We start from the raw sequence: 22,548 nt of genomic DNA on the forward strand, positions 1-22,548 counted from the left end.
CCCCGGGTTCAAGCCAGGGCGAAGTAGCGCAGCCACACGTAGACCAGGGAGATGCCCACGGTCGCGGCGGTCACGATCAGGCCGTACTTGGTGAACTGCCAGAAGGAGATGGCCTGGCGGTTGCGTTCGGCGATGCCGAGGACCACGACGTTCGCGGAGGCGCCGATCGCGGTGGCGTTGCCGCCGAGGTCGGCGCCGAGCGCGAGGGCCCACCACAGCACGTGGTGCCCGTTGCCGCCCATGTCGTGCACGAGACCGCTGGTGATGGGCGCCATGGTGGCGACGTAGGGGATGTTGTCGACGATGCCCGAGAGCACCGCCGAGCCGCCGAGCAGGGTCAGGCTCCCGCCCAGCTCGTTGCCGCCGATCAGGTCGGCCAGGGTGCGGGAGATCCCGTCGACGACCCCCGTGTCGATGAGCCCGCCGATCATGATGAACAGCCCGGCGAAGAAGGCGAGCGTGGGCCACTCCACCTCCGCCAGGACGTCGTTGGTCTCCACGGCGGAGACGGCGACGAGCAGTCCCGCGCCGAGCAGGGCGACGACGCTGGGCTGGTAGTGCAGCACCGGGTGCAGCACGAAGCCGGCCACGACCAGGGTCAGCACGACCAGCCCCTGCACCATCAGCCGCCGGTCCTTGATGGCCTCGCGTTCCTCCAGCGCCATGATCTCGTCGGCGCGTTCCTCGTCGTAGACGAACGACGAGCGGAACATCACCCGGCACAGCACGAGGAGGACGGCCACCAGGACGACGGCCAGGGGGGCGAGGTGGACGAGGAAGTCGTTGAAGGTCAGGCCGGCCCGGCTGCCGATGATGATGTTCGGCGGGTCGCCGACCAGGGTCGCTATGCCACCGATGTTCGACGCCATCACCTCGGCGATCAGGAAGGGCGCCGATGCCAGTGCGAGGCGTTCGCACACCAGCAGGGTGACCGGGGCGACCAGCAGCACGGTGGTGACGTTGTCCAGGAGCGCGGAGGCCGTCGCCGTGATGACGACGAGCATGGCCATGACCCGGAAGGGTCTGGCTCTGGCCTTCTTGACCGCCCAGATCGCCAGGTACTCGAACATGCCGGTCTTCTTCAGCACGCCGACGATCGTCATCATGCCCATCAGCAGGAAGACGACGTTCCAGTCGATACCGGAGTCCTGCGAGTAGAACGCCGAGACGTCGTCGGTGGCGCCGATCGCCAGCATCAGGCCCGCGCCACCGAGGGCTACGGCGACGCGGTGGATCTTCTCACTGATGATCAGGGCGTACGCGCCGACGAACACGGCGATCGCCGCCCAGCTGTGCCAGTCGTTCACGGTCCTCCAGCTGTTCCGTCGGCCTCGGCGGCCGTCGTCGGGGCAGTGTCAGCGGCATCGCCGCCTCCGGGAACGCCGGCGATTTCCTCGACGTCGAAGGCGCGGGCGATGGGCACGTCGGTGGAGCTGTGCGCGATGATCGAGAAGGCGATGCACACCGCGATCAGCGTGAACGCCTCCTTCGCCCGCGGGATCCCGGACTGCAGTACCAGCAGCCCGTACACCACGGACGCGAAGCCCTTCGGGCCGAACCAGGCCGCCACCAGCTTCTCCTTGCGCGAGACGCGCGTGCCGAGCAGCGACAGCAGCAGCGAGGCCGGGCGGATCAGGAAGATCGCCAGGAGCACGGCCGCGTACCCGCCGGGCGACAGGTCGCCGAACAGGCGCGGGGTCAGCAGCGCGCCGAAGACCAGCAGCGCCGCGAACTTCGCCAGCTCCGACAGCGCCTCGCCGAGCGGCTCGAACGACGCCTGCGCCTCCGGTGACACGTGGGCCAGCGCCGCTCCCGCCGAGAAGGCGGCGAGGTACGGGTTGGCATGGGTGAGGTGGCAGGCGGCGTAGAGGATGATCCCGGTCGCCAGCGGCAGCAGGGGCTGGAGCTTCGGCTCGGCGCCCAGCAGCCGGAACCGGACCAGGGCGTCGACGATCAGCGGCAGGGAGATGCCGAGGACCAGGCCGAGGAGCAGCTCGATCGCGATGACTCCCGGCGCCGATTCCACCACACCGGCCGTGGGGCCGGCGGCGGCGATCAGCATCAGCACCACCGGCAGGGCCAGCCCGTCGTTGACGCCGCTCTCCACGTTGAGCAACTGCCGGAGTCCGGCCGGCACTTCGCTGCGGCCCACGATCGCCGACGCGAACACCGGGTCGGTCGGCGCGAGGACCGCTCCGACCAGGAACGCCGTCGTCCAGTCCAGGCCCGCCAGGAAGTGCGCGGCCAGTCCCGTGAACACGAACGCCAGCGGCATGCCCAGACCGAGGGCGCGGGCCGGGTTGCGCCAGTTGGCGCGCAGCTTGGGCAGCGACACGTGCATGCCGTCGGTGAACAGCACCGCGAACAACGCCAGGTCGGCCGTGGCGGACACGATCCCGCTGTCGGGGGTGATGTGGACCAGGCCGAGGAAGCCGTCGCTGACGAGCGCGCCGCCGGCGAGGAAGAGCAGGGAGGTGGAGAGCACCGTGCGTGCGGCGAGGCCCGACAACAGCACCGCCACCAGCAGCGCGACGCCGAACACCGCGACGAGCACCATAGACCGAGCCCCCGATCGGAAGAGAGAACTGTCCCCTTCTCGCCGACCAGGCTTCCCGGCACACCAGGGGGAACCTTACTCGCTCTTGATGCGTCTTTGACAGTTTGCTCCTGCGCGGCCGCGGGGTGCGGTCATTGCCGGACTCCGGCAGCATCGCGCGGCCGAGGGTCCGGCACGGCGGCGACCGCCGGGCCCTGAGCAGGGAGCGCCGCGGTGGCTCGCGCCAGGCCCCTCCTACGGGGCGACGAGCAACAGCCGCTCCAGCAGATGGGCTGCCGTGATCACGCCGAGCAGCCGGTTGCCGTTCCCGTCGTGCTCGGCGACCGCCACCAGCGGGCTGCGGACCCTGGCCATCAGCGCGGCGACCTCCAGCGCGGTCGCGTCGGGTTCGGCCACCGGAGGCGCGGGGACGTCCTTGGACAGGCAGTCGCGGACGGTACGTCCCTTCAGCGCCTGGCTCAGCCGGTCGGCGTGGCGCTCGTCCACCACCGCGGCCAGGGTGGGGTCCTCCAGCACGTAGGCCGGCACCAGGAGCTTGACCATCTGCGAGGCCGGGAGGATCGCCCTCGGCGCACCGGTCTCGTCCACGACGAGCAGGGCCGGAAGCCGTTGTTCCGCCATCAGCCGCGCTGCCGCCATCGCGTCGGTGTCGACGCTCACGGTCTCGTACTCCACTGCCAGGTCACGTGCCAGCACGGTCGGCTCCAGGTCCGTTGTGTGTCCGGCTGCCATTGTGGGACATCGCGTGGACGCCGAACGCGAGCCCGTGGGCGGGGCGGCGGTGTCCCGCCCCGGGAGGACACCGAGGCAGGGCGGAGGCGGCCGGAAGGGGTCGGGCGCGGAGGTCGGGGCCGCAGGACGGCGACGCGCGCGGTCCTCCCGGCGGGCTCCCTTCGAGGGCCCGCCGCCGCGTGCGCGGCGGGCCCTGGAAGGGACCCCGCGTCCCGCGCCCGCGCCCCACCGGACCATCCGCTTCCGCCATGACCCCCGCGGGCCCGCGGGCCATCCGTTCTGCCGTGGTTCCCGCGCCCCCACCGGGTCATTCGTTTTCGCCGTGGTTCCGCGCCGCAACGGGACCATCCGTTTTCGCCGTGGCCCCCGCGGGCCCAGGGGTGATCCGTTTTACGGTGGCCCCGCAGGCCCACCGGCCACGCGCCTCGGCCGTCACCTCCGCGGACCTACCCGGGCCACGCGCCTCGGCCGTCACCTCCGCGGACCCACCCGGGCCACCCGCCTCCACCGTCACCCCCGCGGACCCACCCGGGCCGCGATCACCGTGGGGCGCGTCCCATCTCCCTGCTGAAGACGGCCGGGTCGCTGTCGAAACCCCGGATCGCCGGGCGCAGTTCCCACGCCCCGTCGGTGCCCCGGGTGAACTCCGCGACCGTCGCGGCCGTTGCGTCGGCGACCCGGGCGAAGTCGTCCGCCAGCAGCTGCCGGTAGCCCTCGACGACGACCACCCCGGCGTTGGAGATGTCGCCGAAGGTCCGGGGCCCGTCGTTCTGGTGGATGGCCACACCGACCATCACCCGCCCGTAGGCGGAGGACAGCCGCTCGAACTCCAGCACCATCACCTCGACGAACCCGAAGCCCATTCCGGTCTGGCTGTGCCGGAGCATGTTGATGGTGCCGTCCGGCGAACGGCTGTCGTAGTGCACGACGTACACCGGCTGCCCGTAGGGGTCCTCCGCCGCGTAGGTCGCGGCGATGATGTCGAGATGCCGAGGCGCCTGCCCGTACGGACTCGGGTCCCACTTGAGCCGTACCTCGACCTTGCCGAGCCCCATGCCGCCACCGCTCACCGTGCCGCTCCCCCTCAGTAGACGCCGCGGGACCGTCCCGCAGGTGAAGTATGCGTTCTGAACGGTCTTTTGACGCCTTCGCAGCGGACACTCGCCCCCCGGCGGAACCCGTGTGGGCGCGCTGCCCGCCGACCGGTGCGGGCACGGCGCCCGGACGGGGACGCGGACCCGCCACGGCGCGAGCACGGCGGCCCGTGTCCCGGTATGCCGGGACCGCTCAGTGCGCCGGCCTGCCGAGGATGCCGGTGCCGGCGAGCACGCAGGCGGCCAGGTAGCCGGCCAGGGCGGGGACACCCGTCGCGGCCGTCGTCATCAAGAGGCCCCAGAACCTGTGCACCGCCCTGGGGACGCGGGAGCGGGGGGCGATGCCCAGCGCGGTGCGGGCGTGGCGGGTGATCCTCACCGTCGGCACCCCGTTCCGGGCGCGGAGCGAAGCCGTCGGCGCGAGGGCCCGGCGGAGCGCCGCGTTGACCGCGCGCTCGTTCGTCGCGGTCAGCCGGACCCCCTGCCGGTCGTGGAGGCGGAACTCGTCGAGGTAGCCGCCGGTGCGCTGGATCGTCTCGAAGCGGCGCACGCCGACCAGGCCGTCCAGATCCAGTGTCCGCACACCGGTGAGCGTCCTGGCGGACAGCAGGTGCCGTCCGTCCCGCACACCGAGGGACGGACGCCCGGCCCACCCGCGGTGGATGCCGAGGAGCAGAGGGCCCGCGACGGCACCGGTCAGCGTGGATATCCCGGTGTAGGTGTCCTCCAGCACATGGGCACGGATCAGGACCACGTCGACGAGCACCACGGCCGCCCATGCGGCCGACACGCCCCGCACTCCCCGCAGCATCCGGCGACGGGCGTCCGACGCAGCCACGAAGCCGGGGACGGCGGCGGCCGACCGGCCCTTCGCGCGGTGCGCGAGACGCGCCGGACGCCGGCTGCCGCGCAGCGACCCGCTCTCCAGCCGCCGCCGGCCGCGCTCCCGCTCGTCCACGGGCACAGCATAGGCATCGGTGCACCGCACCGCACCGCACCGGCGGCTGCGGCCTCTCAAGGGCGTCGACGCGCGCCACCGACGCGCACCATTCCCTCTCACCGGTGCAGGAGTTGATGTGCCGTCACCTCGGCGTCCGACCGCACACCACGACGCGTCCTGCCGCCCCGGGACACGGCACGGCCGTCGCACCGACACGGCACGGCGAGGCGCTGTCCGGCTCCGCCCCGCGCGCGGGGTCCGCCGGGCGCCGGCGCCCGGAGCACCGTGCGAGCGGTCCCGTGGAGCCGGCCGGCCGTCCTTGTCCTCCTCGTCCCGCTCCCGCCGAGCGGCGCGCTACGGGGTGACGGCGTCGGAGAGGCCGACCGCCGCCGGGGGGCGGCCCGCCGCCGGGAGGCTCAGGACCATGGTGAGGCCGCCGCCGGGGGTGTCCTCGGCACGCAGGGTGCCGACGATGGCCTCGGCGAACCCCCGGGCCACGGCGAGGCCGAGTCCGACGCCGGTGCCGCGCGGGACGTCCCCGTACCGCTGGAAGGGCTCGAAGATGCGGTCCTTGGCCTCGTCGGGCACGCCCGGACCGCGGTCGACGATCCTGACCTCGACCCGGTCACCCAGGGAGCCGGCGGAGACCAGGACCGGCTCGTCGGGGGGTCCGTACTTCACGGCGTTCTCCACGACGTTGGCGACGACGCGCTCCAGCAGTCCCATGTCGACGCGGACCATGGGCAGCACCTCGGGGATGTCCAGCTCCACCCTGTCCTCCGGCACGCCCGCCAGCGCCATGGGGACGACCTCGTCGAGGTCGATGTCCCGGATGATCGGCGCGACCGTGCCGGTCTGGAGGCGGGACATGTCCAGCAGGTTGCCGATGAGGTGGTCCAGCCGGTCGCAGCCCTCCTCGATCCCGGCGAGGAGTTCGGCCTGGTCCTCCTCGGACCAGGAGACGTCCTCCGAGCGCAGGGAGGTGACGGCCGCCTTGATGCCGGCCAGAGGGGTGCGCAGGTCGTGGCTGACCGCGGCGAGCAGGGCGGTGCGCATCCGGTTGCCCTCGGCGAGCACCTTGGCCCGGTCGGCCTCCTCCTGGAGGCGCCGGTGGTGCAGGACGACGGCGGCCTGCGCGGCGAAGGCGGCCAGCACCCTGCGGTCCTCGGCGGGCAGGACGCGCCCGGTCAGGGCGAGGGCCATGCGGTCGCCGACCGGTACGTCCACGTCGGCGCTCTCGGGGCGATCGGTCCGGGCGTCCGGGCCCACCCGGCCGGCGACGGTCCAGGGAGCGGAGTCGTCGTCGCGCTCCAGGAGGGACACGGACTCCATGGCGAAGGTCTCGCGGACGCGCTGCAAGAGGGCTTCGAGGCTGGTCTCCCCGCGCAGTACGTTGCCGGCGAGGTAGGAAAGGATCTCGGACTCGGCGCGCAGCCGGGCGGCCTGGTGGGTGCGCCGTGCGGCCAGGTCGACGACGGACGCCACCGAGACGGCCACCGCGACGAAGATCGCCAAGGCGAGGATGTTCTTCGGGTCGGCGATGGTGATGCGGTGCACCGGCGGGGTGAAGTACCAGTTCAGCAGCATGGAACCGAACGCCGCCGAGGCGAGCGCGGGCAGGAGGCCGCCGAGGAGTGCCGCCGCGACCGTCAGCGTCAGGAACAGCAGCATGTCGTTCGTGAGGCCGAGGCCGGCGTCCACGTGGGTCAGCAGCAGCGTCAGCAGCATGGGGCCGGCGGTGCCCGCGAACCAGCCCCACAGGATGCGCGGGCGTCCCAGCCGTGCGCCCCGGGTCGCGGGCAGCCCGCGGCCCTTGCCCGCCTCGTCGTGGGTGATGAGGTGGACGTCGAGGTCGGGGCCGGAGTCACGGGCGACCGTGGCGCCGACGCCGGGCCCCAAGACGTACTGCCAGCTCTTGCGGCGCGAGACGCCCAGCACGATCTGCGTGGCGTTCACACCGCGCGCGAAGTCGAGCAGCGCGGCCGGGACGTCGTCGCCGACGACCTGGTGGAAGGTGCCGCCGAGATCCTCCACCAGCGTGCGCTGGACGGCGAGTTCCTTCGGCGAGGCGGAGGTGAGCCCGTCGCTGCTGGTGACATGGACGGCGAGCACCTCGCCGCCGGCGCCCTTCTCGGCCAGCCGGGCTGCCCGCCGGATCAGCGTCCGGCCCTCCGGTCCGCCGGTCAGACCGACCACGATGCGCTCCCGCGAGCCCCAGATCTTCGAGACGCGATGCGCGCTGCGGTACTCGGTGAGGTGTTCGTCGACGCGGTCGGCGAGCCAGAGCAGGGCCAGTTCGCGCAGGGCGGTGAGGTTTCCGGGGCGGAAGTAGTGGGCGAGGGCCGCGTCGACCTTGTCGGGCTTGTAGACGTTGCCGTGGGCCATACGGCGGCGCAGGGCCTCGGGTGACATGTCGACCAGCTCGATCTGGGCGGCGCGCCGTACGACCTCGTCGGGGACGGTCTCCTGCTGGCGCACGCCCGTTATCGACTCCACGACGTCGCCGAGGGACTCCAGGTGCTGGATGTTCACCGTGGAGATCACGTCGATGCCCGCGGCCAGCAGTTCCTCGACGTCCTGCCAGCGCTTGGTGTTGCGCGAGCCCGGGATGTTCGTGTGGGCGAGTTCGTCCACGAGCGCGACCTGCGGCCTGCGGGCGAGGACCGCGTCGATGTCCATCTCGGTGAAGACGGTGTCGCGGTAGTCCAGTCGCCTGCGGGGCACCTGTTCCAGGCCGTGCAGCATCACCTCGGTGCGCGGCCGGTGGTGGTGCTCCAGGAAGGCGACCACGCAGTCGGTGCCCCGCTCGACGCGGCGGTGCGCCTCGGACAGCATGGCGTAGGTCTTGCCGACGCCAGGTGCCGCGCCGAGGTAGATCCGGAGTCTGCCCCGTGCCATCTCTCTCGTCTCTTCGTCCGGTCATGCCTCGAAGCGGTAGCCCATGCCCGGCTCGGTGATCAGATGGCGGGGATGCGAGGGGTCCGCTTCCAGCTTGCGGCGCAACTGGGCCATGTAGACCCGCAGGTAGTTGGTCTTGTTGCCCTGCGCGACCCCCCACACCTCCTGCAGCAGGTGCCGCTGGGTGATCAGCCGGCCGGGGTGGGTCACCAGGATCTCCAGCAGATGCCATTCGGTGGGGGTCAGCCGGACGTCGCGGCCGGCCCTGGTCGCCTTCTTCGCCAGGAGATCGAGAGTGAACTCGTCGGTCTCGACCAGTTCCACCTCGGTGGCCAGCGGAGCCTCCTCGGTGCGACGGACGGCGGCCCGCAGCCGAGCCATCAGCTCGTTCATGCTGAACGGCTTGGTGATGTAGTCGTCGGCGCCCGCGTCGAGTGCCTCGACCTTCTCGTCCGAGGCGCGGCGCGCGGACAGCACCAGGACGGGCACGCGGGTCCAGCCGCGCAGGGCCCTGATCACGTCCACGCCGTCCGTGTCCGGCAGCCCGAGATCCAGGATCACCACGTCGGGCTGACGGGCCGCGGCCAGGCGGAGCGCGGTGGCGCCGTCGGGGGCTGCGTCGACTCCGTACCGGCGCGCCCGCAGGTTGATCACGAGAGCGCGTACGAGCTGCGGGTCGTCCTCCACCACCAGCACCCGGGTCATCGGTGCGCGGCCTTCCTCTTGTCGGCGGTCTCGGTGCTGTCGCCGTGACGACGGCGGCGGGAGCCGGCGGACCGGAGCCCCCGGTCCGCCGGCTCCCCGCCGGCCCCTGTCCGTGAGCCCATTACTTCCGGGCCAGTTCCTTGAGCGCGATGTTGAGGTCCAGGACGTTGACGTGCGGCTCGCCCAGGAATCCGGCGGTACGGCCGTCGGTGTGGCGCTTCACCAGTTCCTGCACCCGGGCGCGGGGCAGTCCGTTCGCCCTGGCCACGCGGTCGATCTGGAGCCGCGCGTAGGCCGGGGAGATGTCCGGGTCGATGGCCGAGGACGAGCCGGTGACCGCGTCGGCGGGCACCTTCGAGGCGGGGACGCCGTTGAACTCGGCGACCTGCTGCTTCGCCTCCTCGACCGCCTTCACCAACCGGGCGTCGTCGGCGCCCAGTTGGCTGGAGCCGGTGGCCAGCGGGTCGTAGTCGCTGTGGGACGGGCGGGGCTGGAACCACCTGGGGTCCGGCTTGTCGGTGCCCTCGATGTTCCAGCTCTGGCCGATCAGCCTGGACCCGACCGCTCTGCCGTCGACCTCGGTGATCGAGCCGTTGGCCTTGTCGTGGAAGGCGGCCTGGCCGATCCCCGTGACGAGGAGGGGGTAGGCGATCCCGGTGACGACGGTGAGGACGAGCAGCATGCGCAGCGCGGCCCACGTCGTACGGCCGAGGTTCACAAGGGAGTTGTTCATGTCCTTCACCCGATCCCGGGGATCAGAGAGACGAGCAGGTCGATGAGCTTGATGCCGATGAAGGGCGCGACCAGGCCGCCGATGCCGTAGATCCCGAGGTTCCTGCGGAGCATCTTGTCGGCGCTGACCGGCTTGTACTGCACGCCCTTGAGGGACAGCGGCACCAGCGCGATGATGATCAGCGCGTTGAAGACGACGGCCGACAGGATCGCGGAGTCCGGCGAGGACAGGTGCATGATGTTCAGCTTGTCCAGGCCCGGGTAGACGGCGGCGAACAGCGCCGGGATGATCGCGAAGTACTTCGCGACGTCGTTGGCTATGGAGAACGTCGTCAACGCACCGCGGGTGATCAGGAGTTGCTTGCCGATCTCGACGATCTCGATCAGCTTGGTCGGGTTGGAGTCGAGGTCGACCATGTTGCCGGCCTCCTTGGCGGCCGACGTGCCGGTGTTCATCGCGACGCCGACGTCGGCCTGCGCGAGCGCGGGCGCGTCGTTGGTGCCGTCACCGGTCATCGCGACCAGCTTGCCGCCGGCCTGCTCCCGCTTGATGAGGGCCATCTTGTCCTCGGGGGTGGCCTCGGCGAGGAAGTCGTCGACGCCCGCCTCCTCGGCGATCGCCTTCGCGGTCAGCGGGTTGTCGCCCGTGATCATCACGGTCCTGATGCCCATGCGGCGCAGTTCCTGGAACCGCTCGCGCATGCCCTCCTTGACGACGTCCTTGAGGTGGATGACACCGAGGACGCGGGCACCGTCGGCGTCCTCGACGGCGACCAGCAGCGGTGTGCCGCCGGCCTCGGCGATCCGGTCGGTCAGCGCCTGGGCGTCCTCCGCGACGTCACCGCCGCGTTCGGCCACCCAGGCGAGGACGGAGGCGGTGGCGCCCTTGCGGACCTTCCGGTCGTCCACGTCCACACCCGACATGCGGGTCTGGGCGGTGAACTCGATCCACTCGGCGCCGGCCAGCTCGCCCTGGTGGCGTTCGCGCAGCCCGTACCTCTCCTTGGCGAGGACGACGACGGATCGGCCCTCGGGGGTCTCGTCGGCCAGCGAGGACAGCTGGGCCGCGTCCGCGACCTCGGCCTCCGTCGTCCCGCGCACCGGCACGAACTCGGCGGCCTGCCGGTTGCCGAGGGTGATGGTGCCGGTCTTGTCCAGCAGCAGGGTGGAGACGTCACCGGCCGCCTCGACCGCGCGGCCCGACATCGCGAGCACATTGCGCTGCACGAGGCGGTCCATGCCGGCGATGCCGATCGCGGACAGCAGGGCCCCGATGGTGGTCGGGATCAGGCAGACCAGCAGGGCGACCAGCACGACCATGCTCAGCTTCGAGTGCGCGTAGGCGGCGAAGGGCGGCAGGGTCGCCACCGCGAGCAGGAAGACGACGGTCAGCGAGGCCAGCAGGATGTTGAGCGCGATCTCGTTGGGGGTCTTCTGCCGTGCGGCGCCCTCGACCAGGCCGATCATGCGGTCGATGAAGGTCTCGCCGGGCTTCGTCGTGATCTGGACGACGATGCGGTCGGACAGCACCTTCGTGCCACCGGTGACGGCGCTGCGGTCGCCGCCGGACTCGCGGATGACCGGGGCGGACTCGCCGGTGATCGCCGACTCGTCCACCGAGGCGACGCCCTCGACGACGTCGCCGTCACCGGGGATGATGTCGCCGGCCTCGCAGACCACCAGGTCGCCGATGGTCAGCGCGGTGCCGGGGACGTGCTCCTCGGTGCCGTCCACCAGCCGGCGGGCGATCGTGTCGGTCTTGGCCTTGCGCAGGGTGTCTGCCTGGGCCTTGCCGCGTCCCTCGGCGACCGCCTCCGCCAGGTTGGCGAAGACCACCGTCAGCCACAGCCAGGCGCTGATGGTCCAGCCGAACCAGTCGCCCGGCTCCTTGAGGGAGAAGACCGTGGTGAGCACGGAGCCGACGAGGACCACGAACATCACGGGCGACTTGGCCATCACCCGCGGGTCGAGCTTGCGGAAGGCGTCGGGCAGCGACGTCAGGAGCTGCCTGGGGTCGAAGAGACCGCCGCCGACACGGCCCTCTTCAGCCCTGTGACCCGTCGGCGCGTCCTGGTGGGGTGCGAGGGTGGGAGCGGACACGTCTGGCTTCCTCACATCCGTCTTCGGTGTGTCGGTGGTCATCACGCCAACCCCTCGGCGAGCGGGCCCAGTGCGAGGGCCGGGAAGAACGTGAGGCCGGTGATGATCAGGATCGACCCGACCAACAGGCCGGTGAACAGCGGCTTCTCGGTGCGCAGGGTGCCCGCGGTGGCCGGCACCGGACGCTGTGCGGCGAGCGAACCGGCCAGGGCGAGGACGAACACCATCGGCAGGAAGCGGCCCAGCAGCATGCACAGGCCGAGCATCGTGTTGTGGTACTCGGTGTTCGCGGCGAAGCCGGCGAACGCGGAGCCGTTGTTGTTCGACGCGGACGTGTAGGCGTACAGCACCTCCGAGAAGCCGTGCGCGCCCACGTTGGTCATCGACGACCGGCCCTTGCCCAGTGCCATCGCCAGCCCGGTACCGACCAGCACGAGCGCCGGGGTGACCAGGATGTAGCAGGCGGCCAGCTTCATCTCGCGCGAACCGATCTTCTTGCCCAGGTACTCGGGCGTACGACCGACCATCAGGCCCGCGATGAAGACCGCGATGACCGCCATGATCAGCATGCCGTACAGGCCCGAGCCGGTGCCGCCGGGCGCGATCTCGCCCAGCATCATGCCCAGCAGCAGCACACCGCCGGACAGTCCGCTGAAGGAGTCGTGGAAGGAGTCCACGGAGCCGGTCGACGTCATGGTGGTCGACACGGCGAACAGCGACGAGTTGCCCGGACCGAACCGCTGCTCCTTGCCCTCCATCGCGCCGCCCGCCAGCTGCGAGGCGGTGCCCGGGTGGGCGTACTCCAGCCAGGTCACCGCGATCACGCCGGCGAACCAGATGGCGCCCATCGCGGCGACGATCGCGAGGCCCTGCCTGACGTCGCCGACCATCTTCCCGAAGGTGCGCGGCAGCGAGAACGGGATCACCAGCAGCAGGAAGACCTCCAGCCAGTTCGTGAAGCCGTCGGGGTTCTCGAACGGGTGCGCGGAGTTGGCGTTGAAGTACCCGCCGCCGTTGGTGCCCAGGTCCTTGATCGCCTCCTGCGAGGCGACCGCGCCGGGGCTGATGGCCTGCTTCTGCCCCGTCAGGGTGGTGATGTGGTGGATGTCGCCGAAGTTCTGGACGGCACCGCAGGCGATCAGGATCACGGCCGCGACCACGGAGATCGGGATCAGGACGCGCGTCGTGCCGCGGACGAGGTCGGCCCAGAAATTGCCCAGTTCGCCGGTGCGCGAGCGGGCGAAGCCGCGGACCAGCGCCACGGCGACCGCCATGCCCACCGCCGCGGAGACGAAGTTCTGCACCGCGAGCCCCATGGTCTGGGTGACATGGCCCATCGCCGTCTCACCCGAGTACGACTGCCAGTTCGTGTTGGACACGAAGGAGGCCGCGGTGTCGAACGCCTGGTCGGGGCTGATCGGCTCGAAGCCGAGCGACAGCGGCAGCTTGTCCTGGACCCGCTGGAGCACGTAGAGGAACAGCACGCTCACCGCGGAGAAGGCCAGCACGCCGCGCAGGTAGACGGGCCAGCGCATCTCCGCGTCCGGATCGGCGCCGACGGAGCGGTAGATCCACCGCTCGACGCGGAGGTGCTTGTCGGAGGAGTAGACGGCGGCCATGTGGTCGCCGAGGGGACGGTGCACCAGGGCGAGCGCGCCGACCAGCGCGATCACCACCAGCACATCAGCGAGGACGGATCCCATCGCTCTCAGAACCTCTCCGGGAAGACGAGGGCGAGGACGAGATAGCCCAACAGGGCGACGGCCACGACCAGGCCGACGACGTTCTCGACGGTCACAGCTTCGCCACCCCCCTGGCGACGAGGGCCACCAGCGCGAATACCGCGATCGTGACGACGACGAAGGCCATATCGGCCATCGCAAGCTCCTGGATGAGGTTCGGAGACGGATCGGACCTGTACAGGAAACCCGCCATCCGGCCGGACACCGCCTGCCTTAACGACCCCCATACGGCGGCTCGGGCAGTCTTGACGCACCTCATACGGGACCACGTACGACTTCGTGCGGACGCCCGTGCGGACCGCCGCTCGGCTCGGGATTCCCGACGGCCTCCAGGGCGTGTCGGGGCCGTGTTCCCCGAGCGGATGGGCGTGTTCGGCGAGCGGTGGAGACGGCCGCCGGCGGCGCGGACGAGTCCGGCTTCGGCGAGGGCCGCTTCGCGAGAGGCCCCGGGGCGGGGGACGAGCGCGTCGGCGACACCCTCGTCCGCGTCCCTGCCGATGCGGCCTCGGCCATGGCGGCCCCCGGCATCGGGGGACGGCGAGCCCGTCTATCGGCGTCCGGGCTACCCAGCTCCCGGGGGCGTGCGGTGTCGGTGTGGGCGTGCCGACTTCGGCTCCAGCGCGGGGGCGAACTCCCTGGAAACCCTCCGATAGTCGTGCGAGGGTGTGAGAGGCAGGGAACGTGCAGGTCATAGCGGGTATGGGGCGGAATTCATGCGGTTGACGGTCTTCTGGCAGCGGATGGCGGAACACTTCGGTCCGGAGTACGCCGACACCTTCGCGCGCGATCACGTGATGTCGGAGCTGGGCGGACGCACGGTGAACGAGGCGCTGGACGCCGGCTGGGCGGCCAGGGACGTGTGGCGCGTGGTGTGCACGGTCATGGACGTGCCGCGGGAGCGGCGCTGAGGGTCACCGGCCCTCGGTGACGCCGGGGGAAATGCCCCGTAAGTCCGTTGTGAAGTCGACGCTACGGCACCGATCGGTCACGAAAGCCGCAGGTGGGCGCCGTTCGCCGGCGACGTGGGCGAGACTTGGCGCGTGGCACGCACTGACGAGGACACCGAGCAGTTGACCCGGTCCGCGGAACCGGCCGGTACGACGGAGGCCACCGACCGGCCGCCGGTCACCGGCGCCGGCACGCCGGACGGCCGCATGCCGCGCTGGCTGCCGCGCGCCATGGTCCTCGCGCTCGCGCTGGTCGCCGCCTTCCAGCTGGGCAACTGGGCCTTCCACCAGCTCACCGGGCTGCTGATCAACATCCTGATCGCGTTCTTCCTGGCCCTGGCGGTCGAGCCCGCGGTGAGCCGGATGGCCGCGCGCGGTATGCGCAGGGGGCTCGCCACCTTCCTTGTCTTCTTCCTCCTGACGGTCGTCGCCGCGGGGTTCGTCACCCTGCTCGGCTCGATGCTGGCCGGCCAGATCATCAAGATGATCGAGGGCTTCCCGGACTACCTGGACTCGCTCATCCGCTGGACCAACCAGACCTTCCACACCGACCTCAGGCGGGTCGACGTCCAGGAGGGGCTGCTCCACTCCGACTGGCTGCGCAAGTACGCGCAGAACAGCGCGACGGGTGTCCTCGACGTGTCCCAGCAGGTGCTCGGCGGCCTCTTCCAGATGCTGACCGTCGCGCTGTTCTCGTTCTACTTCGCCGCCGACGGCCCCCGGCTGCGCCGCGCCCTGTGCTCGGTGCTGCCGCCCGCGCGCCAGGCCGAGGTGCTGCGCGCCTGGGAGATAGCCGTCGACAAGACGGGCGGATACCTCTACTCGCGCGGCCTCATGGCGCTCGTCTCCGGGATCGCGCACTACATCCTGCTCCAGGCCCTGGGCGTGCCGTACGCGCCCGTGCTCGGCGTCTGGGTGGGCCTGGTCTCCCAGTTCGTCCCCACCATCGGCACCTATCTCGCGGGCGCGCTGCCGATGCTGATCGCGTTCACCGTCGCCCCCTGGTACGCGGTGTGGGTGCTGGTCTTCGTCGTGATCTACCAGCAGTTCGAGAACTACATGCTCCAGCCCAAGCTGACCGCCAGGAGCGTCGACATCCACCCCGCCGTCGCCTTCGGCTCCGTCATCGTGGGCACGGCGCTGCTGGGTGCCGTCGGCGCGCTGATCGCCATCCCCGCGGTGGCCACCCTCCAGGCGTTCCTGGGTGCCTACGTGAAGCGGTACGCCGTCACCGACGACCCCCGGGTGAACGGGCATCGCGTGCGCACCCAGGGCGGTCCCGGGATGCTCGCGCGCATCAGGGCCACGCGCGCCCGGCGGTAGCGGCCCGTCCGCGCGGCGGCTTCTCCGAGGACCCCCTCTGGGCGGGTGTCGCTTGACACGAAAATCGAACATCTATTCTTATGAAGGCTCCGGCGAGGCTGTGGACCGGGGATTCGGTCATGGTTTGGGTAGATATGGACCCGTGTTATCCACAGGCCGGGCCGACGTCGGGACGCATTGTCAGTGGCAGGCGTTAGCGTCTTTGACGTGAAGCGATCGACTCAAGCAAACCGGGTGGAACCCATGGCAGGAACCGACCGCGAGAAGGCGCTCGACGCCGCACTCGCACAGATTGAACGACAATTCGGCAAGGGCGCGGTCATGCGCATGGGCGAGCGGTCGAAGGAGCCCATCGAGGTCATCTCGACCGGCTCGACCGCCCTCGACGTGGCCCTCGGCGTCGGCGGCCTGCCGCGCGGCCGTGTCGTGGAGATCTACGGACCGGAGTCCTCCGGCAAGACGACCCTGACGCTGCACGCCGTGGCGAACGCGCAGAAGGCCGGCGGCCAGGTCGCGTTCGTGGACGCCGAGCACGCCCTCGACCCCGAGTACGCGCGCAAGCTGGGCGTCGACATCGACAACCTGATCCTGTCCCAGCCGGACAACGGCGAGCAGGCGCTGGAGATCGTGGACATGCTGGTCCGCTCCGGCGCGCTCGACCTGATCGTCATCGACTCCGTCGCGGCGCTCGTCCCGCGCGCGGAGATCGAGGGCGAGATGGGCGACAGCCACGTCGGTCTCCAGGCCCGTCTGATGAGCCAGGCGCTGCGGAAGATCACCAGCGCGCTCAACCAGTCCAAGACCACCGCCATCTTCATCAACCAGCTCCGCGAGAAGATCGGCGTCATGTTCGGCTCCCCGGAGACCACGACCGGTGGCCGGGCGCTGAAGTTCTACGCCTCGGTGCGCATCGACATCCGCCGCATCGAGACCCTGAAGGACGGCACCGAGGCGGTCGGCAACCGCACCCGCTGCAAGGTGGTCAAGAACAAGGTCGCGCCGCCCTTCAAGCAGGCCGAGTTCGACATCCTCTACGGCCAGGGCATCAGCCGTGAGGGCGGCCTGATCGACATGGGCGTGGAGCACGGCTTCGTCCGCAAGGCCGGCGCCTGGTACACGTACGAGGGCGACCAGCTCGGCCAGGGCAAGGAGAACGCGCGCAACTTCCTCAAGGACAACCCCGACCTGGCCAACGAGATCGAGAAGAAGATCAAGGAGAAGCTGGGCGTGGGCGTCCGGCCGGAAGAGCCGTCGGCCGAGCCCGGTGCGGACGCCGCGGGCGCCGCCCCGGCCGAGGACGCCGCCAAGACGGCCGCCCCGGCCGCCAAGGCCACCAAGCCCAGGGCCGCCGCTGCCAAGAGCTGACCGTGACACGACGAACCGACTGGTCCGAGTACGACTACGCCACCCCCGGTGCCCCGCGGGGGAGGGGCACCGGGGGCCGCCAGGCCCATGCCCCGGGCGGTGACGAGGCGTACGCGACCGGCGGAGACGACGGATACGGGGACGGCGCACAGGGAGGCGGCGCCTGGCCGGACGACGAGGGCGGTGAGTCGCACGGGGGCGGCTCGACCGGTGCCGGTGCCCGGGGTGCGGGCGGCCCCCGGGGCGGCGGGCGACGTGGCGGTCGACGGCGTGGTTTCGGCGAGCCGCGCGGCACGGACGAAGGTGCCCCCTCCCCGTCGAGAACCGAGCGGGGGGAGTCTTCGGGGGACCCGGCTGAGCGGGCACGGGCGATCTGCCTGCGCCTGCTCACCGGCACCCCGCGCACCCGCAAGCAGCTCGCGGACGCCCTGCGCAAGCGGGAGATCCCCGAGGACGTGGCCGAGGAGGTGCTGTCGCGGTTCGAGGAGGTCGGGCTGATCGACGACGGCGCGTTCGCGGACGCCTGGGTGGAGTCCCGGCACCACGGCCGGGGGCTCGCCCGCCGTGCCCTCGCCCGGGAGCTGCGCACCAAGGGGGTCGACTCGACGCTGATCGAGGAGGCCGTCGCGCAGCTCGACTCCGACCAGGAGGAGGAGACCGCCCGGGAACTCGTCACCCGCAAGCTGCGCGCCACCCGGGGCCTGGACCGCGACAAGCGCATCCGCCGCCTCGCCGGGATGCTCGCGCGCAAGGGGTATCCCGAGGGGATGTCCCTGCGCGTCGTCCGCCGGGCGCTGGAGGAAGAGGGCGAGGACACCGAATTCCTCGGTGAGGCCGACTTCTGACGACGCGGCGGGCGCGTGAACGGCGGCATGTCGATGGCGGGCGTCAAGAGGGCGTGCTGCCGGGGCGGGCCGGTGGATCGCCCCAAGAGCGTGCCGACAGGATGGTCTGACGGGGGATTACCCCCGGTTCGGGACGCCGGGTCACCGCAGTGCGTCGAGGCCCCCGGACCGGCGAGGCTGGAGGCACGCCCCGGGAGCACCGCGCAGACCGCTCGGGGCGGTCAGCACGGCCCTGCCGGCCGTCCACCGGAAAAGAGACCGCCCCGATGATGCTGCGTTACGCCCTCCGGACAGTCCGGGCCCGCACGGCGGGATTCCTCGGCGCCTTCGTCGCCCTGATGTGTGCGGCCGCCCTGATCAGCGCCTGCGGGAGCCTCCTCGACACCGGACTGCGTGGCACCATCAGCACCGAGCGCTACGCGGCCGCGCCGGTCCTGGTCTCCGCCGACCAGGACGTCCACCAGATCACCGTCAGGCACCGGCACGGCAAGACCAAGGTCAAGGACAAGGCGAAGCCCCTCGCCGAGCGCGTCTGGCTGTCCGAGCGGCTGCGGGACCGGATCGCCCGCGCCCCCGGGGTGGCCCGGGTCGTACCCGAACTCACCTTCCTCGCCCAGCCGGCGACCCCGGCGGGCACGGATGGCCGTACCGCCTACGGGCACGCCTGGGACTCCGCGGCGCTGACGCCGTACCGGCTCAGCGCGGGCCGCCCGCCCAAGGGCGCCGACGAGCTGGTCGTGGACGACGCCCTCGCCGCACGCGCCCGGCTGCGACCCGGCGACCGGCTCACCGTGCAGTCCACGCTCGCGCCGCGGAGCTACCGGATCACGGGCATCGCCACCCCGGCCACAGCCGTACGCCACCAGACGTCCCTCTTCTTCTCCGCCGCCGAGGCACGCCGCCTGGCCGCGCACCCCGGCCAGGTCACCGCCTTCGGCGTGCTGCCGGCCGCGGGGACGGATCCCGAGCGGCTGCGGCAGGCCGTCGCAGAGGCGCTGCGTGGCACCACGGCCCGGGTCGGCTCCGGCGACGCCCGTGGTCCCGTGGAGTTCCTGGACGCGGCCGACGCCCGCATCCGGCTGGTCAGCATGGGCGCGGCCATGGGCGGCACCTCGCTGCTGGTGGCGGTGCTCGTGGTCGTCGGCACCTTCGCGCTCACCGTGCGGCAGCGCCACCGCGAACTCGCCCTGCTGCGCGCCGTCGCCGCCACCCCGGGACAGATCCGCAGGATGCTCGGCCGGGAGGCGCTGATCGTGGGGGCGGTCGCGGGTGCGGCCGGCGCGCTGCTCGGGCTTTCGCTGGGCGGGTGGCTGTACTCCAGGTTCGTCGCCCTGGGGGCCGTACCCGCCACGCTCGAGCGGACCGTCGGTGTCTTCCCGCCGCTCGTCGCCTTCGCCGCGACCCTGCTCGGTGCCTGGGCGGCGGCCCGCATCGCCTCCCGCAGGATCGCGCGGATACGACCGGCCGAGGCCCTTGCGGAGGCCAGGTCCGAGCGCGCCCGTCCGGCCTGGGGCCGGCTCCTCGCCGGGCTGCTGTGTCTCGCGGGCGGGGTCGTCCTGGTCGTGCTCCTCACCGCGCTGCGCACCGAGGCCGCCTCGACTCCCGTGACGCTGCTGGCCGTCGTGGTGCTGTCCATCGCCGTCGCCCTGCTCGGGCCGCTCCTGGTCAAGGCGGCCGCGTCGCTGCTCGCCGGGCCGCTGCGGCTCGCCGGTCCGGGCGGCCGGCTCGCCACCGCCAACCTGCGGGGCAACGCCGCCCGGATGGCGTCCGTGGTCACCCCGCTCACCCTGCTCGTCGGCATGACCTGCACGGTGCTGTTCGTACAGACCACGCTCGGCGACGCGGCCCGTGCCCAGGTCCGCGAGGGCGTCAGGGCCGACTGGATCGTGGCCGCGCAGGGGCCCGGTGTGCCGGGGGCGGCCGCGCAGCGCTTGCGGGCGCGGCAGGACACGGTCATCGAGGTCGTGCGGACGACGGTCCGCGTGGGCCTCGACAAGTACCCGGCGCAGGGCGTCACCCCCGGTGGCCTGTCCCGCACCTGGGACCCGGAGGTGACCGCGGGTTCCCTGGGCGCGCTCGGGCCCGGCACCGTCGCGGTCAGCCGACTGGCCGCCGACCAACAGCATGTGGGGCCCGGAAGCAGACTGGGTCTCACGCTCGGCGACGGAACGCCCGTCACGGTCACCGTCGCCGCGGTCTACGCCCGGGGTCTCGGCTTCGGGGATATCACCCTCGCCCACGACCTCGTCGCCCCGCACGTCGACAACCCGCTCGCCTCCTCCCTCCTCGTCAGCACGTCCCGGACGCAGCGTCAAATCGCCGCCTCTCTGCGCGGGTTCCCGGGACTGCGCATATCCGCCCCGGACCGCGCCGAGGCACTGGAGGCCGGGCACGGGCGGACGAACGCCGAGGTCAACTACCTCGCCATGGGCCTCGTGCTCGCCTTCACCGCCATCGCGGTGATCAACACGCTGGCCATGTCGGTGGCGGAGCGGGTACGGGAGTTCGCGCTGCTGCGGCTCGCGGGCGCGACCCGGCGCCAGGTGCTGCGCATGCTGCGCACCGAGTCGCTGTCCCTGCTGCTCCTGGCCACCGCGCTCGGCAGCGGCATCGCCCTCGCCGTGCTCACCGCGTTCAGCGCGGGGATGACCGGCCGGGCGGTGCCCGTGGTCACACCCCTCCTCTATGCAGCCGTCGTCGCGACCGCCGGTCTCCTCGCCCTGGTGGCATGCGCCCTGCCGGGACGTGCGGCACTGCGGGTGCCGGCGGTGACGGCGGCCACGGCGAGGGAGTAGGCCACGGCGCGGCGAGGGAGCAGCGGTCAGATTCCCGTCGGCGTCACCGCGTCACCGCGTCACCGGCGTCACCGGAAGACCGGCCGAGCGCCAGGACTGGAAGCCGCCGACCAGGTCGGTGGCCCGGTTCAGGCCGAGTTGGTGGAGGGAGGCGGCGGCGAGGGTGGAGGCGTAGCCCTCGTTGCAGATCAGCACGATGCGCAGGTCGTGGCTCGTGGCCTCGGGGAGGCGGTGGCTGCCCCGGGGGTCGAGGCGCCACTCCAGTTCGTTGCGCTCGACGACGACGGCGCCGGGGATCAGCCCGTCCCGCTCGCGCAGGGCCGCGTACCGGATGTCGACCAGCAGGGCGTCACCGGTCCGTGCCGTCTCGTACGCCTCCCGCGCCTCGACGCGCCGGTAGCCGGTGCGCACCCGCTCCAGCAACTCGTCGATGCCGACCGGGCCGTGGTGTGGGGCGCTGCTCACTGCCAGTCCTCCGGGCGTTCGACCTGCTCCAGGCGCAGCACCTGGCCCGAGCGACTGTAGCGGCGGATGCGGGGGAGCGGCGGGTAGTAGGCGTGGACGGAGATCGCGTGTCGGTCGGGGGAGTCGTTGAGGACCTCGTGCACATGGTGGTGGCCGAAGGCGCGCCCCTGTCCGGCAGGCAGCCGGCGTTCGCGGTCCACGCCCGCGGTGAGTTCCAGGGTCTGCCAGCCGTCGGTGGGCAGCCGGACGGCGAGCGCGTTCTCCTTGAGCTCGCCCGAGGCGGTGAGGAAGGCGCCGACCGACTCGGCGTGGTCGTGCCAGCCGGTGCCGGTGCCCGGCGGCCAGCCGATCAGCCACGCCTCGCTGCCGCCGGGGCCGTCCAGCCGTATCCAGGTGCGGCCCTCCGGGTCCAGTGGGAGAGCGGCGAGCAGTTCGGCGTCGGCCGCCGTGCGCCGTACGAAGTCGAGGAGTTCCGCCTGGGTCGGGGCCGAACCGGTGATTGGGGACGCGGAAGGAGACGTCGGGGAAGAAGCCGAAGGAGACGAGACAGACACGTGCACCGTCCTGAAGAGGGTTCGCGGAACGGGCGCACGGCGGCGCCCGGAAGAAAAAGGGGATGCGAATTCAGCAGGACGGACGACACACGCAACCCGCATAGCGGACGAGGTCCATATGGACCCTCCGCCACAGGCGCACACAGGTGTCGGTCACGAGCGGAGTACAACACGCCGTCGGAGCCCGGTCAACCGACCGTCACCATGCGGACAGAGGATGACGGCGCACCGGGGTGGTACGGCGCGGGGCCGATGTGCGGCACGCCCCGAGTCCACGGTTCGCGCGCCTCGGGTTCCCCGCCCCGAAGCTCACGCCCGCCGTGCCGAGGAGCGTGCGGGGTGCCTACAGATCGGCCGGGCGGGTAAACCCGTAGGCGCGCTCGACCTTGGCCACGTGGAGCGAGTAGGAGGCGTACCAGTGCTCGCGTCCGTGCACACGGGCCAGGGCGTGCTCCGCGTGCTCCCGCCAGGCGGCGATCGAGTCCTCGTCCCTCCAGTACGACACCGTGATCCCCAGACCGTCCGGACGGCGAGCGGAATCGACACCGAGGAACCCCGGCTGCTCGGCGGCCAGTTCCAGCAACCGCTCGTCCGTCTCCGCGTAGCCGTGGTCGACGGCGGTCCGTACGGCGGTGAACACCACGGCGTAGTAGGGCGGTGTGGGCAGCGACGCGGGCGCGACATCGGTCACGGAGTTCCTCCAGCAGACGGCACCAGCAGTAACGCCGCAAACGATCTCGCGTGCCGACCGGAC

Annotated in this window: 21 protein-coding genes; 5 read left to right on the top strand and 16 right to left on the bottom strand. The window is 71.8% G+C overall.

Annotation, left to right across the window (positions count from 1 at the left end; genetic code table 11):
* Positions 1–8: 8 nt before the first annotated feature.
* The 12 genes from QSK45_RS34695 to QSK45_RS34750 form a co-directional block, all read right to left on the bottom strand.
* Positions 9–1,307 (bottom strand): ArsB/NhaD family transporter, encoded by a 1,299-nt coding sequence (locus QSK45_RS34695; protein ID WP_285562897.1) that lies wholly within the window; start codon positions 1,305–1,307, stop codon positions 9–11.
* Positions 1,304–2,557 (bottom strand): cation:proton antiporter, encoded by a 1,254-nt coding sequence (locus QSK45_RS34700; protein ID WP_285562898.1) that lies wholly within the window; start codon positions 2,555–2,557, stop codon positions 1,304–1,306. The genes QSK45_RS34695 and QSK45_RS34700 overlap by 4 nt, the downstream gene beginning before the upstream one ends.
* A gap of 234 nt (positions 2,558–2,791) precedes the next feature.
* Positions 2,792–3,253: a CBS domain-containing protein gene (locus QSK45_RS34705; RefSeq protein ID WP_285562899.1), complete on the bottom strand. Its 462-nt coding sequence runs from the start codon at positions 3,251–3,253 to the stop codon at positions 2,792–2,794.
* Positions 3,254–3,828: 575 nt separating this feature from the next.
* Positions 3,829–4,344, bottom strand: a complete 516-nt coding sequence (locus QSK45_RS34710; RefSeq protein ID WP_285562968.1) for a TerD family protein — start codon at positions 4,342–4,344, stop codon at positions 3,829–3,831.
* Positions 4,345–4,576: 232 nt separating this feature from the next.
* Positions 4,577–5,341: a hypothetical protein gene (locus QSK45_RS34715; protein WP_285562900.1), complete on the bottom strand. Its 765-nt coding sequence runs from the start codon at positions 5,339–5,341 to the stop codon at positions 4,577–4,579.
* Between the two features lie 336 nt (positions 5,342–5,677).
* Positions 5,678–8,221, bottom strand: a complete 2,544-nt coding sequence (locus QSK45_RS34720; RefSeq protein WP_285562901.1) for a sensor histidine kinase — start codon at positions 8,219–8,221, stop codon at positions 5,678–5,680.
* 21 nt (positions 8,222–8,242) lie between these two features.
* Positions 8,243–8,926 (bottom strand): response regulator, encoded by a 684-nt coding sequence (locus tag QSK45_RS34725; RefSeq protein WP_285562902.1) that lies wholly within the window; start codon positions 8,924–8,926, stop codon positions 8,243–8,245.
* A gap of 121 nt (positions 8,927–9,047) precedes the next feature.
* Positions 9,048–9,659, bottom strand: coding sequence for a potassium-transporting ATPase subunit KdpC (gene kdpC / locus QSK45_RS34730; RefSeq protein WP_285562903.1), 612 nt, complete (start codon positions 9,657–9,659; stop codon positions 9,048–9,050).
* A gap of 5 nt (positions 9,660–9,664) precedes the next feature.
* Positions 9,665–11,800, bottom strand: a complete 2,136-nt coding sequence (gene kdpB / locus QSK45_RS34735) for a potassium-transporting ATPase subunit KdpB (RefSeq protein ID WP_285562904.1) — start codon at positions 11,798–11,800, stop codon at positions 9,665–9,667.
* Complete coding sequence (gene kdpA / locus QSK45_RS34740) at positions 11,800–13,461, bottom strand: potassium-transporting ATPase subunit KdpA (protein ID WP_285562905.1); 1,662 nt, start codon at positions 13,459–13,461, stop codon at positions 11,800–11,802. The genes kdpB and kdpA overlap by 1 nt, the downstream gene beginning before the upstream one ends.
* A gap of 5 nt (positions 13,462–13,466) precedes the next feature.
* Positions 13,467–13,556, bottom strand: a complete 90-nt coding sequence (gene kdpF, locus QSK45_RS34745) for a K(+)-transporting ATPase subunit F (protein WP_023537980.1) — start codon at positions 13,554–13,556, stop codon at positions 13,467–13,469.
* On the bottom strand, positions 13,553–13,693 hold the full coding sequence (locus QSK45_RS34750; RefSeq protein ID WP_285562906.1) for a hypothetical protein: 141 nt from the start codon (positions 13,691–13,693) through the stop codon (positions 13,553–13,555). Before QSK45_RS34750 ends, kdpF begins: the two co-directional genes overlap by 4 nt.
* Before the next feature lie 520 nt (positions 13,694–14,213).
* Here QSK45_RS34750 and QSK45_RS34755 point away from each other — a divergent pair.
* From QSK45_RS34755 to QSK45_RS34775, 5 genes are all read left to right on the top strand, one after another.
* A complete protein-coding gene (locus QSK45_RS34755) occupies positions 14,214–14,408 on the top strand; it encodes a DUF3046 domain-containing protein (RefSeq protein ID WP_285562907.1) in 195 nt (64 codons plus the stop codon).
* A gap of 132 nt (positions 14,409–14,540) precedes the next feature.
* On the top strand, positions 14,541–15,770 hold the full coding sequence (locus QSK45_RS34760; RefSeq protein WP_285562908.1) for an AI-2E family transporter: 1,230 nt from the start codon (positions 14,541–14,543) through the stop codon (positions 15,768–15,770).
* A gap of 243 nt (positions 15,771–16,013) precedes the next feature.
* Positions 16,014–17,135 carry a recombinase RecA gene (gene recA / locus QSK45_RS34765; protein ID WP_285562909.1) on the top strand — a complete coding sequence of 374 codons (1,122 nt, stop codon included), beginning with the start codon at positions 16,014–16,016 and terminating at the stop codon, positions 17,133–17,135.
* Positions 17,136–17,137: 2 nt separating this feature from the next.
* Entirely contained in the window at positions 17,138–17,980 is an 843-nt protein-coding gene (gene recX, locus QSK45_RS34770) for a recombination regulator RecX (RefSeq protein ID WP_285562910.1), read from the top strand.
* A gap of 266 nt (positions 17,981–18,246) precedes the next feature.
* On the top strand, positions 18,247–20,775 hold the full coding sequence (locus QSK45_RS34775) for an FtsX-like permease family protein (RefSeq protein ID WP_285562911.1): 2,529 nt from the start codon (positions 18,247–18,249) through the stop codon (positions 20,773–20,775).
* Positions 20,776–20,826: 51 nt separating this feature from the next.
* Here QSK45_RS34775 and QSK45_RS34780 read toward each other — a convergent pair whose 3' ends face one another.
* The 4 genes from QSK45_RS34780 to QSK45_RS34790 form a co-directional block, all read right to left on the bottom strand.
* Positions 20,827–21,240 (bottom strand): rhodanese-like domain-containing protein, encoded by a 414-nt coding sequence (locus QSK45_RS34780; protein WP_285562912.1) that lies wholly within the window; start codon positions 21,238–21,240, stop codon positions 20,827–20,829.
* Positions 21,237–21,794, bottom strand: coding sequence for a cupin domain-containing protein (locus QSK45_RS34785; RefSeq protein ID WP_285562913.1), 558 nt, complete (start codon positions 21,792–21,794; stop codon positions 21,237–21,239). The genes QSK45_RS34780 and QSK45_RS34785 overlap by 4 nt, the downstream gene beginning before the upstream one ends.
* 70 nt (positions 21,795–21,864) lie before the next feature.
* A complete protein-coding gene (locus tag QSK45_RS38685; RefSeq protein ID WP_309506048.1) occupies positions 21,865–21,912 on the bottom strand; it encodes a hypothetical protein in 48 nt (15 codons plus the stop codon).
* Between the two features lie 225 nt (positions 21,913–22,137).
* Positions 22,138–22,485: an antibiotic biosynthesis monooxygenase family protein gene (locus tag QSK45_RS34790; RefSeq protein ID WP_285562914.1), complete on the bottom strand. Its 348-nt coding sequence runs from the start codon at positions 22,483–22,485 to the stop codon at positions 22,138–22,140.
* Between the last annotated feature and the right edge of the window lie 63 nt (positions 22,486–22,548).

Source organism: Streptomyces hygroscopicus subsp. hygroscopicus, from assembly GCF_030269125.1.
GTDB lineage: Bacteria > Actinomycetota > Actinomycetes > Streptomycetales > Streptomycetaceae > Streptomyces > Streptomyces hygroscopicus_C.

Coding starts and splice junctions, on each gene's coding strand:
- QSK45_RS34700 (WP_285562898.1), bottom strand. CDS start 2,557: ATGGTGCTCGTCGCGGTGTTCGGCGTCGCGCTGCTGGTGGCGGTGCTG.
- QSK45_RS34710 (WP_285562968.1), bottom strand. CDS start 4,344: ATGGGGCTCGGCAAGGTCGAGGTACGGCTCAAGTGGGACCCGAGTCCG.
- QSK45_RS34720 (WP_285562901.1), bottom strand. CDS start 8,221: ATGGCACGGGGCAGACTCCGGATCTACCTCGGCGCGGCACCTGGCGTC.
- QSK45_RS34725 (WP_285562902.1), bottom strand. CDS start 8,926: ATGACCCGGGTGCTGGTGGTGGAGGACGACCCGCAGCTCGTACGCGCT.
- kdpC (WP_285562903.1), bottom strand. CDS start 9,659: ATGAACAACTCCCTTGTGAACCTCGGCCGTACGACGTGGGCCGCGCTG.
- kdpB (WP_285562904.1), bottom strand. CDS start 11,800: ATGACCACCGACACACCGAAGACGGATGTGAGGAAGCCAGACGTGTCC.
- kdpA (WP_285562905.1), bottom strand. CDS start 13,461: ATGGGATCCGTCCTCGCTGATGTGCTGGTGGTGATCGCGCTGGTCGGC.
- QSK45_RS34750 (WP_285562906.1), bottom strand. CDS start 13,693: ATGGCGGGTTTCCTGTACAGGTCCGATCCGTCTCCGAACCTCATCCAG.
- QSK45_RS34755 (WP_285562907.1), top strand. CDS start 14,214: ATGCGGTTGACGGTCTTCTGGCAGCGGATGGCGGAACACTTCGGTCCG.
- recA (WP_285562909.1), top strand. CDS start 16,014: ATGGCAGGAACCGACCGCGAGAAGGCGCTCGACGCCGCACTCGCACAG.
- QSK45_RS34775 (WP_285562911.1), top strand. CDS start 18,247: ATGATGCTGCGTTACGCCCTCCGGACAGTCCGGGCCCGCACGGCGGGA.